Consider the following 18,109-nt stretch of genomic DNA (forward strand, 5'->3'; position numbering starts at 1 on the left):
CTTTCCTTCCGGATATGGTCGCGCGTGCCTTCCTTCGCGGAAGCATCGACGCTTCCATACCGCTCCGCAAGTCCGGCGCTGGAAACCCAAAAGAATTTCAGAAGATGCCGTTCGCCTTCTGAAGCGTGCGCACATAGGCAATGATCGCCGCCACTTCGACCTCGGTTATCCCCTCGACCGGAGGCATGTCGCCAAAGTCCCAGTGATGGGCACGCGCGCCGTTCCGCGCCGCCAGAAGAAAGGCGATGTCGCCGTGATGGCCCGGCTCGTAGATCTTGTGCACGAGGGGCGGCCCCTTTCCCTCTATGCCCCCTGCGGCCTCGCCGTGGCAGGCGGCGCATTTCTCGGCAAAAGCACGCGCACCGATCTCCGCCGAACCTTCGAGTTCGGGCACCGTGACCTGCACGATCGCCGCGCCGCCGACCGTCTCGGGTTCCGGCGGCAGCATCTGCCAGAGTCCGACGCCCAGAAGAGCGGCAAGACCGGCAAGTGCTCCTGCGATGATGGGTTTCCGCATGCCGCCTTTCCTTCGCGCGCCGTTCTCAGGCCGTCTTGAGTTGCGCCCGCCGGTTGCGGCCGGACCAGGCATGGACCGCCGCGCCGAAGGCTTCGAACAGCGGACGCGACACGGGATCGGAGGCCGCTTGCCATTCCGGGTGCCACTGGACCGCGAGAGTGAAGCCGGGCGCATCCTTGACATAGATCGCCTCGGGCGTCCCGTCCTCGGCCTCGCCTTCGATCTCGATGCGCTTTCCCGGAGTCTTGATCCCCTGCCCGTGCAGGGAATTCGTCATGACCTCGGTCGCCCCGAAGACTCGGTGGAACACGCCGCCCTCCTTCAGCCTGACCTTGTGACGGAGCGCGAACTTCTCTTCCAGCGTCCCTTCGGGAGGCATCCGGTGGTTCATCCGGCCCGGCAGATCGCGGATCTCGGGATAAAGCGTCCCGCCCATGGCCACGTTCACCTCCTGAAAGCCCCGGCACACGCCCAGGAAAGGCTGGCCGCGCTCCACGCAGGCGCGGACGAGGGGCAGAGTGATCGCGTCCCGGCTGCGGTCGAAGGCCCCATGCGCCTCCGTCGGCGCCTCGCCGTATTCCTCCGGATGGACGTTCGGCCGGCCTCCGGTCAGGAGGAACCCGTCGCAGGTCTCCAGAAGTTCGGCCACCGACAGAAGCCGCGGATCGGCCGGGATCATCAGCGGCAGGCACTCCGAGACTTCGGAGACCGCCTCGCTGTTCATATGACCGGTCGCGTGGGCAGGATAGGAATCGTTCAGAAGTGCCGGATTGCCTATGATGCCGACTATGGGTCGTGCCATACCATTCCCCGCTCGCTACCTTCCTCCCTGTTACAGAAGGATAGGCGCGGGCAGCGCGAAGGAAAAGCCCCGAGCGTGGCCCGAACGTTCAGTATCTCAGGTTTCGGCGACGTAGCCCGCCGCCTCGATCCCTGCCGCCGCCGCCGCCGCGTCGTTCTCCGAAGTGTCGCCCGTGACGCCCACCGCGCCGATGACGTTGCCGCGGGAGTCCTTCACCAGCACCCCGCCCGGCACCGGCACGACCTTGCCGCCGTAAAGCCCGTTCATCGCCGCCATGAAATAGGCCTGGCCCTCGGCCCGCTCGCGCTGCGCGAAGCCGCCGATCCCCAGCATGATCGAGCCGTAGGCCTTGCCGTTGGCGATGTCGAAACGGCCCGGCGAGGCGCCGTCCTCGCGCTCGAAGGCCTTCACGTGCCCGCCCGAGTCGAGAACGATGACGGCAAGCGGCTTCATCCCCGCCTCCCGGCCCTTGGCGAGCGCCGCCTTCACGATCGTCCGCGCCTTCCTCAGCGTGATCTCCGCCATCATCCTCTCCGTTGCTTGGGTTCGGTCAAGTTCAGCCCTGCGCGGTCTTCAGTTCCAGACGGCGACGATGCAGAACCGGCTCGGTATAGCCCGAGGGCTGGACCCGGCCCTCGAAGACGAGGTCGCAGGCCGCCTTGAAGGCGATGCCGTCGAAACCCGGCGCCATCGGCCGGTAGAGCGGATCGTCCGCGTTCTGCCGGTCCACCACGGCCGCCATCTTCTTCATCGCTTCCATGACGCGGTCGCGGCTTACGACCCCGTGGTGCAGCCAGTTCGCCAGCGCCTGCGAGGAGATCCGGCAGGTCGCACGGTCTTCCATAAGGCCGACGTCGTGGATGTCAGGCACCTTGGAACAGCCGACGCCCTGGTCGACCCAGCGCACGACGTAGCCAAGAATGCCCTGCGCGTTGTTCTCGATCTCGGCGGCGATTTCCGCGTCGGACCAGTTCACGCCGCCCGCAAGCGGGACAGTGAGCAAGTCGTCGAGCCGTGCCGGCCGGTTCATCGCCGCGATCTCACGCTGGCGCGCGAAGACGTCGACGCGGTGGTAATGCGTCGCGTGCAGCGTGGCCGCCGTCGGTGACGGTACCCATGCGGTATTCGCCCCCGCCTTCGGATGACCGATCTTCTGATCCAGCATGTCCGCCATGAGGTCCGGCGCGGCCCACATGCCCTTGCCGATCTGGGCCTTCCCAGACAGGCCGCAGGCCAGCCCGATGTCGACGTTCCGGTCCTCGTAGGCCGAAATCCACTTCTGGGATTTCATGTCGCCCTTCCGGACCATCGGCCCGGCTTCCATCGAGGTGTGGATCTCGTCCCCGGTCCGGTCGAGGAAGCCGGTGTTGATGAAGGCCACCCGGTGCTTCGCCGCGCGGATGCATTCCTTGAGGTTGACCGAAGTGCGCCGTTCTTCGTCCATGATGCCGAGCTTGACGGTGTACTGCGGCAGGCCCAGCGCCGCCTCGACCCGGGTGAAGATCTCGTCGGCGAAGGCGACTTCCTCGGGCCCATGCATCTTGGGCTTCACCACGTAGACCGAACCCTTGACCGAATTCCGGATACCGTGCGGCTTCTTCAGGTCGTGGATTGCGATTGCCGTCGTCACCATCGCGTCCATCAGCCCCTCGCCGATCTCGCGCCCCTCGGCGTCGAGGATCGCGGGAGTCGTCATCAGGTGGCCGACGTTACGCACGAGCATCAGCGCCCGGCCCTTCAGACGCACAGGCTTTCCGTCCGCGCCGGTGAACTCCAGGTCCGGGTTGAGTGCGCGGGTGAGCGTCTTGCCGCCCTTCTCGAAGGTCTCGGAAAGGTCGCCCTTCATCAGGCCAAGCCAGTTCGAATAGGCTTGGACCTTGTCCTCGGCGTCGACCGTCGCGACCGAATCCTCGCAGTCCATGATCGAAGAGACTGCCGCCTCCAGCAACACATCCGCGATCCCCGCCGCGTCGGATTTCCCGATTGGCGTCCCGCGATCGACCTTGACGATGATGTGAAGGCCGTGATGCGCGAACAGGAACTGTTCCGCGCCGTTCTCCGCCGCGGCATGGCCCGCATAGGCGGGCGGATGCGCCAGCGTCGCCGCCCCTCTGGCCGTGCGGAGCGACAGCGCGCCCGCCTCGGCCGAGATTCCGGTCACCTCCGCCCACTTCGAATTTTCGAGTGGCAACGCGGCGTCGAGAAACTCCCGCGCCCAGGCGATCACGCGCGCGCCGCGGGCCGGATCATAGCCGCCGCCCTTCGGCGCATCGCCCAGCGCGTCCGTCCCGTAGAGCGCGTCGTAAAGCGAGCCCCAGCGCGCGTTCGCCGCGTTCAGCGCGTAGCGTGCGTTGGTGATCGGCACGACGAGCTGCGGCCCGGCGATCTCTGCGATCTCCGGGTCCACGTTGGCCGTCTCAATGGAGAAATCGGGCCCCTCGGGGAGGACATATCCGATCTCTCGCAGGAATTCCGTGTAGGCCTCCGCGTCATGCGGCCTGCCTTTCCGCTCGACATGCCAGGCGTCGATTGTCGCCTGGATCTGGTCACGCTTCGCCAGAAGCTGGCGGTTCTTCGGGCCGAGGTCCCGAACGATCGCGGAGAAGCCTTTCCAGAATTCGTCCGCCGCAACGCCGGTCCCGTGAAGCGCAGCGTTCTCGATGAACTCCGCCAGCCTGGCGTCGACCTGAAGTCCGTGTTTCTCGACCCGTCCGGCCATGTGTCCCTCCGTCAAACGACTTTACCGGCGATTAGCCGATTTCCCTGGGCCGGACAAGCTCTGAGCCGCTTAATTGGTCAGTTTTTCTGACCGCCCAGGCGGGCGCGGAGCCCCCGGCAGCGGTCGGAGCAGTATCGGACCTCGTTCCAGACCCGAGCCCATTTCCGCCGCCATGCGAATGGGCGGCCGCAGGCGGCACAGGTCTTCCGGGGCAGATCCGCCTTCTTCACGCCTTTCGGCATCGCGACCATCCTCGATGCAGCGGACTGCGCTCGGTCCCGGTTGAACCCGCCGCGGCGCCGACCTATCCCTTCTGCGAACGCGATCTAGCGCCCGACAAGCCGGAGAACAGAGTGACCAAGCCGACCCCCGCTCCCGTCCGCCTCGCGGACTACGCTCCCTACCCGTTCCGCGTCGAGGAAACGCGCCTCGTGTTCCACCTCGCCCCGAAGGCGACGCGCGTCACCTCGCGCCTTTCGCTGGCGCCGAACCCGGAACGCCAGGGGGGGCACGATCTGCGTCTGGACGGCGAACAGCTGACGCTTCTGCGGGCCACCATCGACGGCACCGAGCTTGCTCCATCCGAATACGCCCTGACTGAAACCGCCCTGACGATCCCGGCGGCGCGCCTCCCCTCCGGTCCCTTCACCTTCGAAGCCGAAGTGGAGATCGCGCCCGAGGAGAACACCGCGCTCGAAGGGCTATACATGTCGCGCGGCATGTACTGCACCCAGTGCGAGGCCGAAGGCTTCCGCCGCATCACCTATTACCCCGACCGCCCGGACGTGATGGCCCCCTTCACCGTGCGGATCGAAAGCACGCTTCCGGTGCTCCTCTCCAACGGCAACCCCGTCTCGCAGGGCGATGGCTGGGCCGAATGGGCCGACCCCTGGCCCAAGCCCTCCTACCTCTTCGCACTCGTCGCGGGCGACCTCGTCACCACGCCCGGCACTTTCGTCACGCGTTCGGGCCGGCAGGTGGACCTCAACATCTGGACCCGCCCCGGCGACGAGACCCGCACCGCCTTCGCGCTCGAATCCCTGCGCCGGGCGATGAAATGGGACGAGGACGCCTATGGCCGCGAATACGACCTCGACGTTTTCAACATCGTGGCCGTCGACGACTTCAACATGGGGGCGATGGAGAACAAGGGCCTCAACATCTTCAACTCCAAATGGGTGCTCGCCTCTCCCGAAACCGCGACGGACTCGGATTTCGAGCGGATCGAGGGCATCATCGCGCACGAATACTTCCACAACTGGACCGGCAACCGGATCACATGCCGCGACTGGTTCCAGCTGTGCCTGAAGGAGGGCCTAACGGTCTTCCGCGACCAGGAATTCACCGCCGACATGCGCTCGGCACCCGTGAAACGGATCGACGACGTCCTGACGCTGCGCGCGCGCCAGTTCCGCGAGGACATGGGGCCCTTGGCGCATCCGGTCCGGCCCGCCTCCTACGTCGAGATCAACAACTTCTACACCGCGACGGTCTACGAGAAGGGTGCCGAGGTCATCGGCATGCTGAAGCGCCTCGTCGGCGCAGATGGATACCGAAAGGCGCTCGACCTCTATTTCGAACGCCATGACGGGCAGGCGGCGACAATCGAGGACTGGCTGACGGTGTTCGAGGACGCCACGGGGCGCGACCTCACCCAGTTCAAGCGCTGGTACACCGACGCAGGCACGCCCCGCCTGAAGGTCATGGACGACTTCAAGGATGGCACCTACACCCTTCACTTTGAACAGGAAACCGCGCCGACGCCCGGCCAGGACGAGAAATCGCCGCGCGTGATCCCGATCGCGGTCGGGCTCATCAACCCCAATGGGGACGAGGTGCAGCCCACGACCGTCCTGGAGATGACGCAGGCGCGTCAGAGCTTCAGCTTCGAAGGGCTTGCCGCGCGGCCCGTGCCTTCGATCCTGCGGGGCTTTTCCGCGCCCGTGGTCCTCGAACGGTCCGCGAGCCCGGAAGAGCGCGCCTTCCTCCTCGCGCATGACACGGACCCGTTCAACAAGTGGGAAGCGGGCCGGACGCTGGCGAAGAACGTGCTGACCCGGATGATAACGGATGGAGCAGCGCCGGGGCCCGATTATCTCTCGGCGCTCGAACGCGTCGCGCGCGACGAGAGCCTCGACCCGGCCTTCCGCGCGCTCTGCCTGCGGCTGCCGTCCGAAGACGACATGGCCCAGACGCTCCACGATGCCGGGATCGTGCCAGACCCCGACAGGATCCACGACCGGACGGAGAAACTCCGCCGCGCGCTCGCCCACAGGCTGGAACCGGTTCTCCCGGGCCTCTACGCCGAAATGCAGGTACCCGGTCCCTACTCTCCGGATGCCCGCGCCTCCGGCCGCCGGGCGCTGCGCCTCGCCTGCCTTTCGCTTCTGACGCGCCTCGACGGCGGGGCGGCGGCGGCGCTTCTGTTCCGCACGACCGGCAACATGACCGAGGCGACGGGCGCCCTGACCTGCCTTCTCGATGCCGGACGGGGCGAGGAGGAAGTCGCGGCCTTCTACCAGCGCTGGAAGGGCGACCGCCTCGTCATGGACAAGTGGTTCATGCTCCAGGTTCTCCACGCCGCGCCCGAGGCTGCGGCGACGACGGCGCGGAGGCTGACCGAGCATCCGGACTTCGACTGGAAGAACCCCAACCGGTTCCGCGCCGTCATGGGCGCGCTGTCGGCGAACCATGCGGGCTTCCACGACCCGACGGGCGCATCCTACGAACTGCTCGCGGACTGGCTCGTACGCCTCGATCCCATGAACCCGCAGACGGCCGCACGGATGTCCACGGCATTCGAGACATGGACCCGCTACGACGCCGACCGCCGCGACCTCGCGAAGGGAGAGCTTCTGCGGATGCGTGAAACGCAGGGGCTCAGCCGCGATCTCGGCGAGATGCTCGACCGACTTCTTTTCGCGGGCTGATATCGCCAGATCGGCCCGCGCCCCACACGGCGGCGCGGGTCCACCTTCCGGGAATCCGGGGCAAGCCCGAAGATCGGCTGCGCGCGTAAATCATTCCGCAACACCTGATCGGCCAGAACTGCACGGGCGGCAGCTTCAAGGTCCCCGATGCACCAGATTTCGATAGTCCTTTCGCTCGTGCTTGCAGTGATGGCGGGACCGGCTGCGATCTTCGCGGCGCCACCCCGGCCGGGTGAGCCGGTTCTTGTCCTCTTTTCGCCGTTCCGGGATGTCGACGCGCTGCTGGCGCGGGCGGGTGCGAGCCGTATCGGCCCTTTGCATGCGCCCCTTGCAGTGCTGGCCGCCGGCCCGGGGATGGACCTTGCCGACCGGCTTCTGGCCTCTGGCGCACTCGCGGTTTCCGACGGCTCCACCCTCGCTCAACTCTGCGGAGTCTGACCATGCCTCCTGTCTCCGAGACCCTCTCGCAGGCCCGCTCCCGCGCCGCGCGACTCATCACCCATGCAAGCTGGGCTTCGCTGCCGGTGATCGGGACTTCCGCCTGGTATGCCGGCGGCCCCCTGACGATCGCCCTCGCCATCTCGCTCGCCTTCGCCGTGCTGGGAGAGATCGGCTTTCGCCAGGGTGGCCGGATTCAGCGCACCATGGCCGTGCAGAGCATCGTCGGCCAGCCGATCGCGCTCGTCGCCGCCTTCGCGGGCCATCCGTGGCAGATGGACATGCACATGGCCTTCTTCGCCGCGCTCAGCGCGGCCGTGGCGGTGACAGGCGTTCAGGCCCTCGTCGTCGGCACCTTGATGATCGCGCTTCATCACCTCTCGCTGACCGTGCTCGCTCCCTGGCTCGTCTACCCGTCACCCGACCTCATGGGGAACGTCCAGCGCACTCTGATCCACGCCCTTGCCGTGCTCATCGAGGCCGGCGTGCTTTACTCCGCGATCCGCAGCCGCCTTGCGATGGATCGGGATGGAATGGCGGCACAGGCCCGGATAGCCGCGGCGCTCGCCTCGGCCGAGGAGGCGCGGAACGCCACGGCGGCAGCCCTGAGGGAGGCAGAGGCCGCCCGCGCCCAGGCCGAATCCGAAACCGAGCGTGCGATGGCGGCGGACAAGGCCGCGCGCGCGCTGGAGGAAGAAGGCGCCGCACGACGGAGGGAAATGATGGAAACGCTGGAACGGGAATTCTCGGCGCTGGTCGAAAAGGGCGTTTCGGGGGACCTGACCGGCAGGATCACCGCGTCCTTCGGCGATCCCGTGCTGACGCGGCTCGCTGAAAGCCTGAACACGTTCTTCGCGGAACTCGAGAACGTGATCGACGGCGTCGCGGAGCACATGGCGGCGCTTGCGCGGGGCGAGATCGGCTCCACTCTGTCGCGCCCACGGCGGGGCCGTTTCGAGGAACTCAGGATTTCCGTGAACAGGACGGCGGCCGAGCAGAGGCGGGTGATAGAGGCCATCCAGCGATCGATCGGAAACTCGCTCGATGCGGCAGTGCGGATCGAACGCACGGCCGGCGCCGTTGCCCGCCAATCGGAGACCGCCGCGGCCGCGCTGAGGCAGACGGCATCGACCGTTTCCGGGCTTTCGCAGGTCGTCGCGACGAATACCCGGCTGATCCGCGGCGCGGAACGCTCCGTCACCGAGATGTCCGATCGGTCGCGCTTCGGCACCGAGAAGGTGGAAAGCGCCATCGCGGCGGTGCACGCGATCGAGGATTCCAGCCGCAAGATCAGTCAGATCAGCGAGATGATCGATACCCTTGCCTTCCAGACGAACCTTCTTGCGCTCAATTCCGGCGTGGAGGCCGCGCGGGCCGGCGAAGCGGGCAAGGGATTCTCCGTGGTCGCGTCCGAGGTGCGCAACCTCGCCCAGCGATCGACCGAGGCTGCACGCAACATCGCCCGGTTGATCGAGGAAAGCACGAGGAGCGTGACGAATGGTGTCCGGATGGTTGGCGAGACGGGCGAAGTGCTGGCCGCGATCGCGGATGCCATGGGAACGTTCTCCGCCGATGTCGGTGCCGTCGCGCATTCGGGCCGCGAGCAGGAGGCTGGCATCCAGGAGGTGAACCGTGCGATCGCCCAGATGGAAAGGTTTGCCGTCGATCAGGCCCGCGAGGCGGACAAGGCCCTTGTCTCCGCCCAGGCCGTGAAGGAGGAGATCGCGTCACTTTCGGAAATCGTGGCTCGCTATTCCGCAGCGCCTGTGCCAGTCCCCCAAGGCCCCGGGCCCCGGCGCAATGCTGCCTGAGGCGGCCAGACTACGGATCGCGTGACCGGCTGCGGGCCCCTAGCGGCAGTAGCCCTGAGTCCGTGTGAAGGCGGCGATCTCCTCGCGCTTTTCGGCGTTCCTGAGAGGCATCCAATCCCGGGCAAGCCCGCGCCAGCCGCCGCCCCCATCAGTCACGATTGCGCCATCCCGCCCGACCTGGGTCGCGGCGATCCGCACTCCGCAGCTGAGATTCGTTGCGCCGTCATAAAGCGCTTCGGCCCCGGACACGTCGCAACCGTGCAGTTGCGCGGTGGCCGGCGCGATCTGGAGAAGTCCGAGCCAGCGCCCGCCGCCTCCGCGGGCGGAGGGGTTCCAGCCGCTTTCATACCTTGCGACCGCCGAAAGGAGCCCTGCCCAGAACGCCTCGCGTTGGGGCTGGTCCGCCTCGCTGTAGCCGGGGCAGAACGTGTCGATGTCGGCCGGCACGGTCGAAGCAAGCACCGCCCCCTCTGCCTCCAGCGCTTCCAGCGTTGCCTGTGTCCAGTCCGACGCCTCCGGCCGGTGATCCCATCCCATCCGCGGCAGGAACGAGGACGATCCCACCGTCGCTTCGGGTTCCTGCGTGACGCAGGCCGACAGAAGAAACGCAGAGGAAATGGCGAGGAGCGTGCGGACGGTAGCGCGGTGCATCCGGGTCCCTGCGGGCGAAACCGCCCCTGAGCGGACGGCGGGCGCATCCTCAGCCGAATCCCGGCGAGCTGGCAACGATCGTCGCAGCCGCCGCGACTTCATCGGCGGAGTCCCGCTTGCCAGGGCAGACAAGTCGACGTCCCCGGCCCTCTTGCCCCGCCCCGCCCCCTGCCCTAGAACCTGCGCGACCAGTCAGGACCGGACCCATGCTCGACCATCTCGCCTTCACCCCGCCCAAACCCAAGGTCATCCACGGCGCGAAAAGCGACTGGGAACTGGTGATCGGCCTTGAAGTGCATGCCCAGGTCGCCTCGAACGCCAAGCTGTTCTCGGGCGCCTCGACGACCTTCGGCGCGGAACCGAACTCCAACGTGAGCTTCGTCGACGCCGCCATGCCGGGCATGCTGCCCGTCATCAACGAATACTGCGTCGCGCAGGCCGTTCGCACGGGCCTTGGCCTCCGAGCTAAGATCAACCTGGTTTCGGCCTTCGACCGGAAGAACTATTTCTATCCGGACCTGCCGCAGGGCTACCAGATATCGCAGCTCTACCACCCGATCGTGGGCGAGGGCGAGGTGATCGTGGACATGGGCCCCGGCATCGCCCGCCGCGTCCGGATCGAGCGCATCCACCTCGAGCAGGACGCCGGCAAGTCGATCCACGACATGGACCCCGCGCTGTCCTTTGTCGACCTCAACCGCACTGGCGTCGCGCTGATGGAGATCGTCTCCCGCCCCGACATCCGCGGGCCGGAGGAAGCGGCGGCCTATGTCGGCAAGCTGCGCCAGATCATGCGCTACCTCGGCACCTGCGACGGCAACATGCAGATGGGGAACCTCCGCGCCGACGTGAACGTGTCGATCTGCCAGCCGGGCGCCTACGAGAAATTCCAGGAAACCGGCGACCATTCGCATCTTGGTACGCGCTGCGAGATCAAGAACATGAACTCGATGCGCTTCATCCAGCAGGCGATCGAATACGAGGCGCGCCGCCAGATCGCCATCGTCGAGGATGGCGGAAAGGTCGTTCAGGAAACCCGCCTCTACGATCCCGACAAGGGCGAGACGCGGTCCATGCGCTCCAAGGAAGAGGCGCATGATTACCGCTACTTCCCCGATCCCGACCTTCTGCCGCTCGAGATCGAGCAGGCCTGGGTGGACGAGATCGCGTCCTCGCTCCCCGAGCTTCCGGACGCCAAGAAGGCGCGCTTCGTGCAAAGCTACGGCATGACCGAATACGATGCGGACGTGCTGACCGCCGAGGCCGAGAACGCCGCGTTCTTCGAAGAGGTTGCCAAGGGTCGCGACGGCAAGCAGGCCGCGAACTGGGTCATCAACGAACTCTTCGGCCGCCTCAACAAGGAAGGCCACATGATCGACGAGAGCCCCGTCTCCGCCGCGCAGCTTGGCGGCGTGCTCGACCTGATCGCGAAAGGCGACATCTCCGGCAAGATCGCCAAGGACGTGTTCGAGATCCTCTGGACCGAGGGCGGCGACCCGGCCGAGATAGTGGAGAAGCGCGGGCTTCGGCAGGTGACGGACACCGCCGCGATCGAGGCCGCCGTGGATGCGGTGATCGCCGCGAACCCGGAACAGGTCGAGAAGGCTAAACAGAACCCGAAGCTCGCGGGATGGTTCGTGGGCCAGGTCCTGAAGGCCACCGGCGGCAAGGCGAACCCCGCCGCCGTCAATGCTCTCGTGGCGCAGAAGCTCGGCCTCTGAGGTCCGGGCTCCGGCCCTTTGAGTGCCGGACGGCCGTTCATCGCGCGAAGTTTATCCGCGCGCAGGCGATACACCGCCTGCCGCGACCATATCTCCGTGACTCCAATGGAAAAAACGGGTAGGAAATCCGGCGAGCCAAGCCGAGGACCGCTGATGCAGAAATTCGAGTACAAGGCCGTTCCCGCCCCCATGCGTGGCGAGAAGGCGCGCGGCGTGAAGACCACGGCCGACCGTTTCGCCCATGCGCTGACGCTGGCGATGAACGAGATGGCCCGCGACGGCTGGGAATACCTTCGCGCCGACACCCTGCCTTGCGAGGAGCGCACCGGGCTTACCGGCCGCTCGACGAGCTTCCAGCACGTGCTCGTCTTCCGCAGACCCTTCGAGGAGGCCGCTGAGGCCGAGGCCGCGGAGCGCCCCCTGCTTCTTCCGCAGATGCGGAGCCGCTCGACCGAGGGCACGGCTCCCCGGCTCGCTGGCGATGCCGGCGAGGGCTCGGCACCGAAACTCGGCCCGGCGGGCGGGCGGGGAATGGCCGCCGGCTGAAGTCAGCCGATATCCAGAGCCAACGCGTGAATCCGGCCCGTGATTTCGGGTCCCAGCGCCTTGTGCACGGCGCGGTGCCTTTCCACGCGGCTCAAGTCCTTGAAAGCGCTGGCGCGGATCGTGACGCGGAAATGGCTCTCGCCGCCTTCTCGGTAGCCCGCATGGCCCCGGTGTCGCTCGCTCTCGTCCACGACCTCCAGCCGCTCGGGCGCGAAAGCCTCGTCCAGAGCCTTGCGGATTTCCTCTGCCATCCCCATTTTTCGCCCCCTACCCCTTCCAACTACGGGCGAAAAGCCTAAACTCGGCAACCCGAGTCGGAAAGGCAGGTTTCGGAAGGACGCATGAACAGGAACGACCCATTCGGATTCGACATTTCGGCCAAGACCGACAAGGCGCGACGCCAGAAGGGCCGGCGCGGGATGTCGGGTGCCTTCGAGACGTCGACACGGGAGTGCGACCATGCGGGATGCACCGAGGCCGGGCAATATCGCGCGCCGAAGTCGCCCGACAACCTGGACGACTACTACTGGTTCTGCCGGGACCACGTGCGCGAGTACAATCTGAAATGGAACTTCTTCCAGGGCACGACCGAGGAGGAGTTCCAGGATTTCATTGACAAGGACCGCGTCTGGGGCCGGCCCACGAAGCCCTTCGGCAAGAAGGGCGAGGAAGACCGCGCATGGTCGCGGCTGGGTGTGGACGACCCGTTGCAGATCCTCGGCGCGAACGGGACGCAGAACCCCGGCAAGAGTTCCGGCGTCACCCGGAAACTGCCGCCGACCGAACGCAAGGCCATCGAGATCCTCGAGGCGCGCGACCATTGGACGCGCACGGAGATCCGCAAGCAGTACAAGAGCCTCGTGAAGGATCTGCACCCCGACATGAACGGCGGCGACCGCTCGGACGAGGACCGGCTGCAGGAGGTCGTCTGGGCCTGGGACCAGATCAAGGACAGCCGCAATTTCCGCGACTGAACGGCGCCTCGCGCGCCCGGCGACGGGCGCGGACCCGGGGATGGCCAGGGAGGTTGCAGGGCCGTCGATTTCGGCCCTTCCCCTTGCGCCTGTCCCATATATGCTCCATCTAGCTTTGATTGACGCGCGCCCCTTCGGGGCAGTTTGACGAATGGCGGACACGATGCTCGACACCAATCAGAAACCCACCGAAGAAATCTCTGTCCGGGAGGTCTTCGGCATCGACACGGACATGAAGGTGAAGGGCTTCGCCGAGCGTAGCGATCGTGTGCCGGACATCGACCCGACCTACAAGTTCGACCCCGACACGACGCTGGCGATCCTCGCGGGCTTTGCCTACAACCGCCGGGTCATGATCCAGGGCTATCACGGCACCGGGAAATCGACCCACATCGAACAGGTCGCGGCGCATCTGAACTGGCCCTGCGTGCGGGTGAACCTCGACAGCCACATCAGCCGGATCGACCTGATCGGCAAGGACGCGATCAAGCTCCGCGACGGCAAGCAGGTGACCGAGTTCCACGAGGGCATCCTGCCCTGGGCGCTCCGGAACCCGACCGCCATCGTCTTCGACGAATACGACGCTGGCCGCCCCGACGTCATGTTCGTAATCCAGCGCGTCCTGGAACACGACGGCAAGCTCACGCTTCTGGACCAGAACGAGATCATCACACCCCACCCCGCCTTCCGCCTCTTCGCGACGGCGAACACCGTGGGCCTCGGCGACACGACGGGCCTCTATCATGGCGTCCAGCAGATCAACCAGGCGCAGATGGACCGCTGGTCCATCGTCGCGACGCTGAACTATCTCAGCCATGACGCCGAGGCGACGATCGTTCTGGCGAAGAACCCGCACTACAACAACGAGAAGGGCCGCAAGACCATCAACCAGATGGTCACCGTCGCGGACCTGACGCGGACGGCCTTCATGAACGGCGACCTGTCCACGGTCATGAGCCCCCGAACGGTCATCACCTGGGCCCAGAATGCCGAGATATTCCGCAGCGTGGGCTACGCCTTCCGGCTGACCTTCCTCAACAAGTGCGACGAACTCGAGCGCCAGACCGTCGCCGAGTTCTACCAGCGCTGCTTCGACGAGGAACTGCCGGAGAGCGCGGCGAGCCAGAGCATCCGGTGATGGCGGACCGCTCGTTCCCAAGCGCCGTGACGCGGCGCGGACGGAGGGGCGAGCGTTCCGGATGGCAGCGATGACCAAACCCAGCGACAACCCCGCGGAACCATTCAAGAAGGCGCTCGCCGAAGCGACCAAGACGCTCGCCGACGACCCGGAGCTTTCCGTCTCCTACTCCGTCGACCCGCCGGGCATGACGGCCGAGACGATGCGCCTGCCGCAGGTGTCCCGCCGCATGACGCGGGAAGAGGTGCTGATCGCGCGAGGGACGGCTGATGCCTTCGCGCTTCGCCATCGGCACCACGACGCGAAGATCGCGCAGAAATACGCCCCTAAGGGCCAGATGGCGCGCGACCTCTACGAGGCGATGGAAGCCGCCCGCTGCGAGGCGGTCGGCGCTCGTGACATGCCCGGAACGCTCGGCAACATCGACGCCAAGATCGCGAACGAGGCTGAACGGCGCGGCTATTCGCAGATCCGCTCGACGCAGGACGCGCCGCTGGCTCAGGCCGCGGGCTACCTCGTGCGCCATCTCGCCACCGGCCGCCCGCTGCCCGGCGGCGCGGCGAATGTCATGGACCTTTGGCGGCCCTTCATCGAGGAGCAGGCCGGCGGCACGCTGGAGAACCTCGACGATGCTCTCGCCGACCAGGCGGCCTTCGCGCGCCTCGCGCGGCAGGTGATCGCGGATCTCGGCTATGGCGACCAGCTTGGCGATGACCCCGACGCCCAGGACGAGGACGAGGGAGACAGCGAGCAGGCCGAGGAAGAACAGGAATCGGGCGACAGCCAGCAGCGCGAGGAAGAGCAGGAGGACGCCGAAGCCTCGCCCGAGCGCAGCCAGGAAGAGCAGCAGGACAGCTCGCAGGCCCAGGTGGCGCTCGACGACCTGGCCGATCTCGAAGAAGCCGAGGAAGCCGAGCTTCCCGAGGGAGAAGCGCCGCTCGAACCGCCGCCCCCCGCCCCGCATTCCGAGGCGGACCCGGCCTACAAGGTCTTCGCGACCGATTTCGACGAGGAAATCCGGGCTGAGGACCTTGCCGAGCCGGCCGAACTCGAACGTCTGCGCGCCTATCTCGACCAGCAGCTCGAACCCTTGAAGGGCGCGGTGTCGCGGCTGGCGAACAAGCTCCAGCGCCGTCTCCAGGCGCAGCAGAACCGCAGCTGGGAATTCGACCGCGAGGAAGGGATCCTCGACGCGGGCCGCCTTGCGCGCGTCGTCGCGAACCCGACGACGCCTCTTTCGTTCAAGGTCGAGAAGGACACGGACTTCCGCGACACGGTGGTGACGCTTCTGCTCGACAACTCGGGCTCGATGCGTGGGCGCCCGATCTCCATCGCCGCGGTCTGCGCGGACGTTCTCGCCCGCACGCTTGAACGCTGCGACGTGAAGGTCGAGATCCTCGGTTTCACGACCCGTGCCTGGAAGGGCGGGCAGTCGCGCGAGCGCTGGCTCAGTTCCGGCCGCCCGCAGCAGCCGGGTCGCCTCAACGACCTGCGCCACATCATCTACAAGGGCGCCGACGCTCCCTGGCGGCGGTCGCGCGAGAACCTCGGCCTGATGATGAAGGAAGGGCTCCTGAAGGAAAACATCGACGGCGAGGCGCTGGAATGGGCACACCGCCGGATGCTGATGCGCCGCGAGGCGCGGAAGATCCTGATGGTGATCTCGGACGGGGCGCCGGTGGACGACTCGACGCTTTCCGTCAATCCGGCGAACTACCTCGAAAAGCACCTCCGCGACGTGATCTCGATGGTTGAGCGCAGGAAGCTCGTCGAGCTGATCGCCATTGGCATCGGCCACGACGTGACGCGCTATTACCAGCGCGCGGTGACGATCACCGATGCGGAGCAGCTGGCCGGCGCGATGACCGAACAGCTTGCCTCGCTCTTCGATACCGACCCGCGCGCGCGCGCGCGTTTCGTGGGCATCAAGAAGGCGAGCTGACCGAGGTTGAGCGGTCGCCGCAGGCGCCGCTTGCCCCGCCCGAAGTAGACTTGCTAGGAATGTCGCGCGGACCCCGGTCCGGGCCCATTCCCTTGGAAAGTCACCGATGTTTCAGACCTTCGAAACCACCGCCCGGCCGGAGCAGGGCCCCCCGCGTCTCGCAAGGCTCCGCGCCGCGCTGGAGGAAGCGGATCTCGACGGGTTCGTGATCCCGCGTGCCGACGCACATCAGGGCGAATACGTCGCGCCACACGACGAGCGCCTCGCCTGGCTCACCGGCTTCACCGGTTCGGCGGGCTTCTGCATCGTCCTTCCGGGGAAAGCCGGGGTCTTCATCGACGGCCGTTACCGCACGCAGGTCAAGGCGCAGGTGGACCTTGCGCATTTCACGCCCGTTCCCTGGCCCGATGTGAAGCCCGGACCCTGGCTGAAGGAAGAACTGCCGAAGGGCGGAAGGGTCGGCTTCGATCCCTGGCTTCACACCCGAAAGGAAATCCACGAAATCGAGAAGTCGCTCGATGGAACGGGGATCACGCTCTCGCCGACGAGGAACTTCGTCGACGCGATCTGGGCGCATCAGCCCGACCCGCCGCTTGGCCCGGTTGCGATCCACCCGATCGAATTCGCGGGCGAGGAAAGCGCCTCCAAGCGGGCTCGGCTCGCTGAAGGTCTGCGCGCCGCAGGCCAGCGCGCCGTCGTGCTGACGCTGCCGGATTCGATTTCGTGGCTGCTGAACATCCGCGGCGCTGACGTGCGTCGGAACCCGGTCGTCCACGCCTTCGCGATCCTCTTCGACACCGGCCACCTCACGCTCTTCATCGCGCCGGAAAAGCTTTCGGACGCCGTCCGCGCCCACCTCGGCAGGGAGGTGACGATCCGCCCGCCGCTGGCGTTCGAACCCGCCCTGCGCGGCCTGACCGGCCCCGTGCGCGTCGACGAGGGGAGCGCCCCCCTGCAGGTCGCGCGCGAGTTCGAAGAGGCCGGGATCGAGATCCAGTGGGACGAAGATCCCTGCCTTCTGCCCAAGGCCAGGAAGAATGCGGCCGAGATCGCCGGCAGCGTCGAGGCGCATCTTCGCGATGCGGCCGCGATGGTCGAGTTCCTCGCCTGGTTCGACGACCGCGCGCCGAAGGGGGGGCTGAGCGAGATCGAGGTCGTGACCGAACTCGAGAACTTCCGCCGCGCCTCGAACGCGCTGCGTGACATCAGCTTCGAGACGATCTGCGGTTCGGGCCCAAACGGCGCGATCATGCATTACCGCGTCACGGAGGATACCAGCCGCGAACTCGCGCCGGGCGAGATCGTTGTCATCGATTCCGGCGCCCAGTACCTCGACGGCACGACGGACATCACGCGGACGGTGGCCGTCGGCACCCCCTCGCCCGAGCACGTCACCTGCTTCACCCGCGTTCTCAAGGGCATGATCGCCATTTCCCGCCTCCGCTGGCCCAAGGGCCTCGCGGGCCGCGATCTGGACCCGTTCGCGCGCCACGCGCTCTGGCTCGCGGGTCAGGATTTCGACCACGGCACGGGCCACGGCGTCGGGGCGTATCTTTCGGTCCACGAAGGGCCGCAGCGCCTTTCACGCGTTTCGCACGTGCCGCTTGAACCCGGCATGATCCTGTCGAACGAACCCGGCTATTACCGGGAAGGAGCATTCGGTATAAGGATCGAGAACCTTGTCGTCGTCGAGGAGGCGCCCGATCTCCCGGGCGGCGATGCGCATCGCAAGATGTATGCCTTCCGCACGCTGACCCACGTGCCGATAGACCGCCGCCTGATCGATCCGGCGGCGCTTTCGGAGGAGGAACGCGTGTGGCTCAACGACTACCACGCCGGGGTCTTCGAACGGATCGCCCCGCGTGTGACCGAAGCGGCGCGAGCATGGCTCGCCGAAGCCACAGCCGCGATCTGAAGCGC

The 18,109-nt window shown here is 66.8% G+C and carries 16 protein-coding genes; 9 read left to right on the forward strand and 7 right to left on the reverse strand.

Going from position 1 to position 18,109, the window contains the following annotated elements; genetic code table 11:
• Positions 1-97: 97 nt before the first annotated feature.
• The 5 genes from ABCN56_RS17910 to ABCN56_RS17930 form a co-directional block, all read right to left on the reverse strand.
• Positions 98-517 carry a c-type cytochrome gene (locus ABCN56_RS17910; RefSeq protein WP_343082200.1) on the reverse strand — a complete coding sequence of 140 codons (420 nt, stop codon included), beginning with the start codon at positions 515-517 and terminating at the stop codon, positions 98-100.
• A gap of 25 nt (positions 518-542) precedes the next feature.
• Positions 543-1,319 carry a gamma-glutamyl-gamma-aminobutyrate hydrolase family protein gene (locus tag ABCN56_RS17915; protein ID WP_343082201.1) on the reverse strand — a complete coding sequence of 259 codons (777 nt, stop codon included), beginning with the start codon at positions 1,317-1,319 and terminating at the stop codon, positions 543-545.
• A 96-nt stretch (positions 1,320-1,415) separates the two neighbouring features.
• Positions 1,416-1,844 carry a GlcG/HbpS family heme-binding protein gene (locus ABCN56_RS17920; protein ID WP_343082202.1) on the reverse strand — a complete coding sequence of 143 codons (429 nt, stop codon included), beginning with the start codon at positions 1,842-1,844 and terminating at the stop codon, positions 1,416-1,418.
• Between the two features lie 31 nt (positions 1,845-1,875).
• The gene (locus tag ABCN56_RS17925) at positions 1,876-4,038 is read right to left on the reverse strand and encodes a malate synthase G (RefSeq protein WP_343082203.1); all 2,163 of its coding nucleotides are present in this window, start codon (positions 4,036-4,038) and stop codon (positions 1,876-1,878) included.
• A 77-nt stretch (positions 4,039-4,115) separates the two neighbouring features.
• Complete coding sequence (locus ABCN56_RS17930) at positions 4,116-4,289, reverse strand: DUF2256 domain-containing protein (protein WP_343082204.1); 174 nt, start codon at positions 4,287-4,289, stop codon at positions 4,116-4,118.
• A gap of 102 nt (positions 4,290-4,391) precedes the next feature.
• On the opposite strand from ABCN56_RS17930, the gene pepN reads away from it, so the two are divergent.
• The 3 genes from pepN (at position 4,392) to ABCN56_RS17945 (ending at position 9,217) form a co-directional block, all read left to right on the forward strand.
• Positions 4,392-6,968, forward strand: a complete 2,577-nt coding sequence (pepN, locus tag ABCN56_RS17935) for an aminopeptidase N (protein WP_343082205.1) — start codon at positions 4,392-4,394, stop codon at positions 6,966-6,968.
• Positions 6,969-7,157: 189 nt separating this feature from the next.
• Positions 7,158-7,406: a hypothetical protein gene (locus ABCN56_RS17940; protein WP_343082206.1), complete on the forward strand. Its 249-nt coding sequence runs from the start codon at positions 7,158-7,160 to the stop codon at positions 7,404-7,406.
• A 2-nt stretch (positions 7,407-7,408) separates the two neighbouring features.
• Positions 7,409-9,217, forward strand: a complete 1,809-nt coding sequence (locus ABCN56_RS17945) for a methyl-accepting chemotaxis protein (RefSeq protein ID WP_343082207.1) — start codon at positions 7,409-7,411, stop codon at positions 9,215-9,217.
• A 39-nt stretch (positions 9,218-9,256) separates the two neighbouring features.
• Here the strand turns inward: ABCN56_RS17945 and ABCN56_RS17950 are convergent, their stop codons facing one another.
• Positions 9,257-9,868: a transglycosylase SLT domain-containing protein gene (locus ABCN56_RS17950; RefSeq protein ID WP_343082208.1), complete on the reverse strand. Its 612-nt coding sequence runs from the start codon at positions 9,866-9,868 to the stop codon at positions 9,257-9,259.
• 206 nt (positions 9,869-10,074) lie between these two features.
• Between ABCN56_RS17950 and gatB the strand changes: the two genes are divergently transcribed.
• Positions 10,075-11,589, forward strand: coding sequence for an Asp-tRNA(Asn)/Glu-tRNA(Gln) amidotransferase subunit GatB (gene gatB / locus ABCN56_RS17955; protein ID WP_343082209.1), 1,515 nt, complete (start codon positions 10,075-10,077; stop codon positions 11,587-11,589).
• Positions 11,590-11,742: 153 nt separating this feature from the next.
• Entirely contained in the window at positions 11,743-12,135 is a 393-nt protein-coding gene (locus ABCN56_RS17960) for a DUF4177 domain-containing protein (RefSeq protein ID WP_343082210.1), read from the forward strand.
• Between the two features lie 2 nt (positions 12,136-12,137).
• Here ABCN56_RS17960 and ABCN56_RS17965 read toward each other — a convergent pair whose 3' ends face one another.
• Complete coding sequence (locus tag ABCN56_RS17965) at positions 12,138-12,392, reverse strand: BolA family protein (RefSeq protein WP_343082211.1); 255 nt, start codon at positions 12,390-12,392, stop codon at positions 12,138-12,140.
• 84 nt (positions 12,393-12,476) lie between these two features.
• Between ABCN56_RS17965 and ABCN56_RS17970 the strand changes: the two genes are divergently transcribed.
• The 4 genes from ABCN56_RS17970 (at position 12,477) to ABCN56_RS17985 (ending at position 18,104) form a co-directional block, all read left to right on the forward strand.
• Positions 12,477-13,109, forward strand: a complete 633-nt coding sequence (locus tag ABCN56_RS17970) for a DnaJ domain-containing protein (protein WP_343082212.1) — start codon at positions 12,477-12,479, stop codon at positions 13,107-13,109.
• A 151-nt stretch (positions 13,110-13,260) separates the two neighbouring features.
• On the forward strand, positions 13,261-14,247 hold the full coding sequence (cobS, locus tag ABCN56_RS17975; protein WP_343082213.1) for a cobaltochelatase subunit CobS: 987 nt from the start codon (positions 13,261-13,263) through the stop codon (positions 14,245-14,247).
• A gap of 70 nt (positions 14,248-14,317) precedes the next feature.
• On the forward strand, positions 14,318-16,189 hold the full coding sequence (gene cobT, locus ABCN56_RS17980) for a cobaltochelatase subunit CobT (RefSeq protein WP_343082214.1): 1,872 nt from the start codon (positions 14,318-14,320) through the stop codon (positions 16,187-16,189).
• Positions 16,190-16,295: 106 nt separating this feature from the next.
• The gene (locus ABCN56_RS17985; protein WP_343082215.1) at positions 16,296-18,104 is read left to right on the forward strand and encodes an aminopeptidase P family protein; all 1,809 of its coding nucleotides are present in this window, start codon (positions 16,296-16,298) and stop codon (positions 18,102-18,104) included.
• The last annotated feature ends 5 nt before the right edge of the window (positions 18,105-18,109 follow it).

Source organism: Ostreiculturibacter nitratireducens (assembly GCF_032670585.1).
In the GTDB taxonomy this organism is placed as follows: domain Bacteria; phylum Pseudomonadota; class Alphaproteobacteria; order Rhodobacterales; family Rhodobacteraceae; genus Ostreiculturibacter; species Ostreiculturibacter nitratireducens.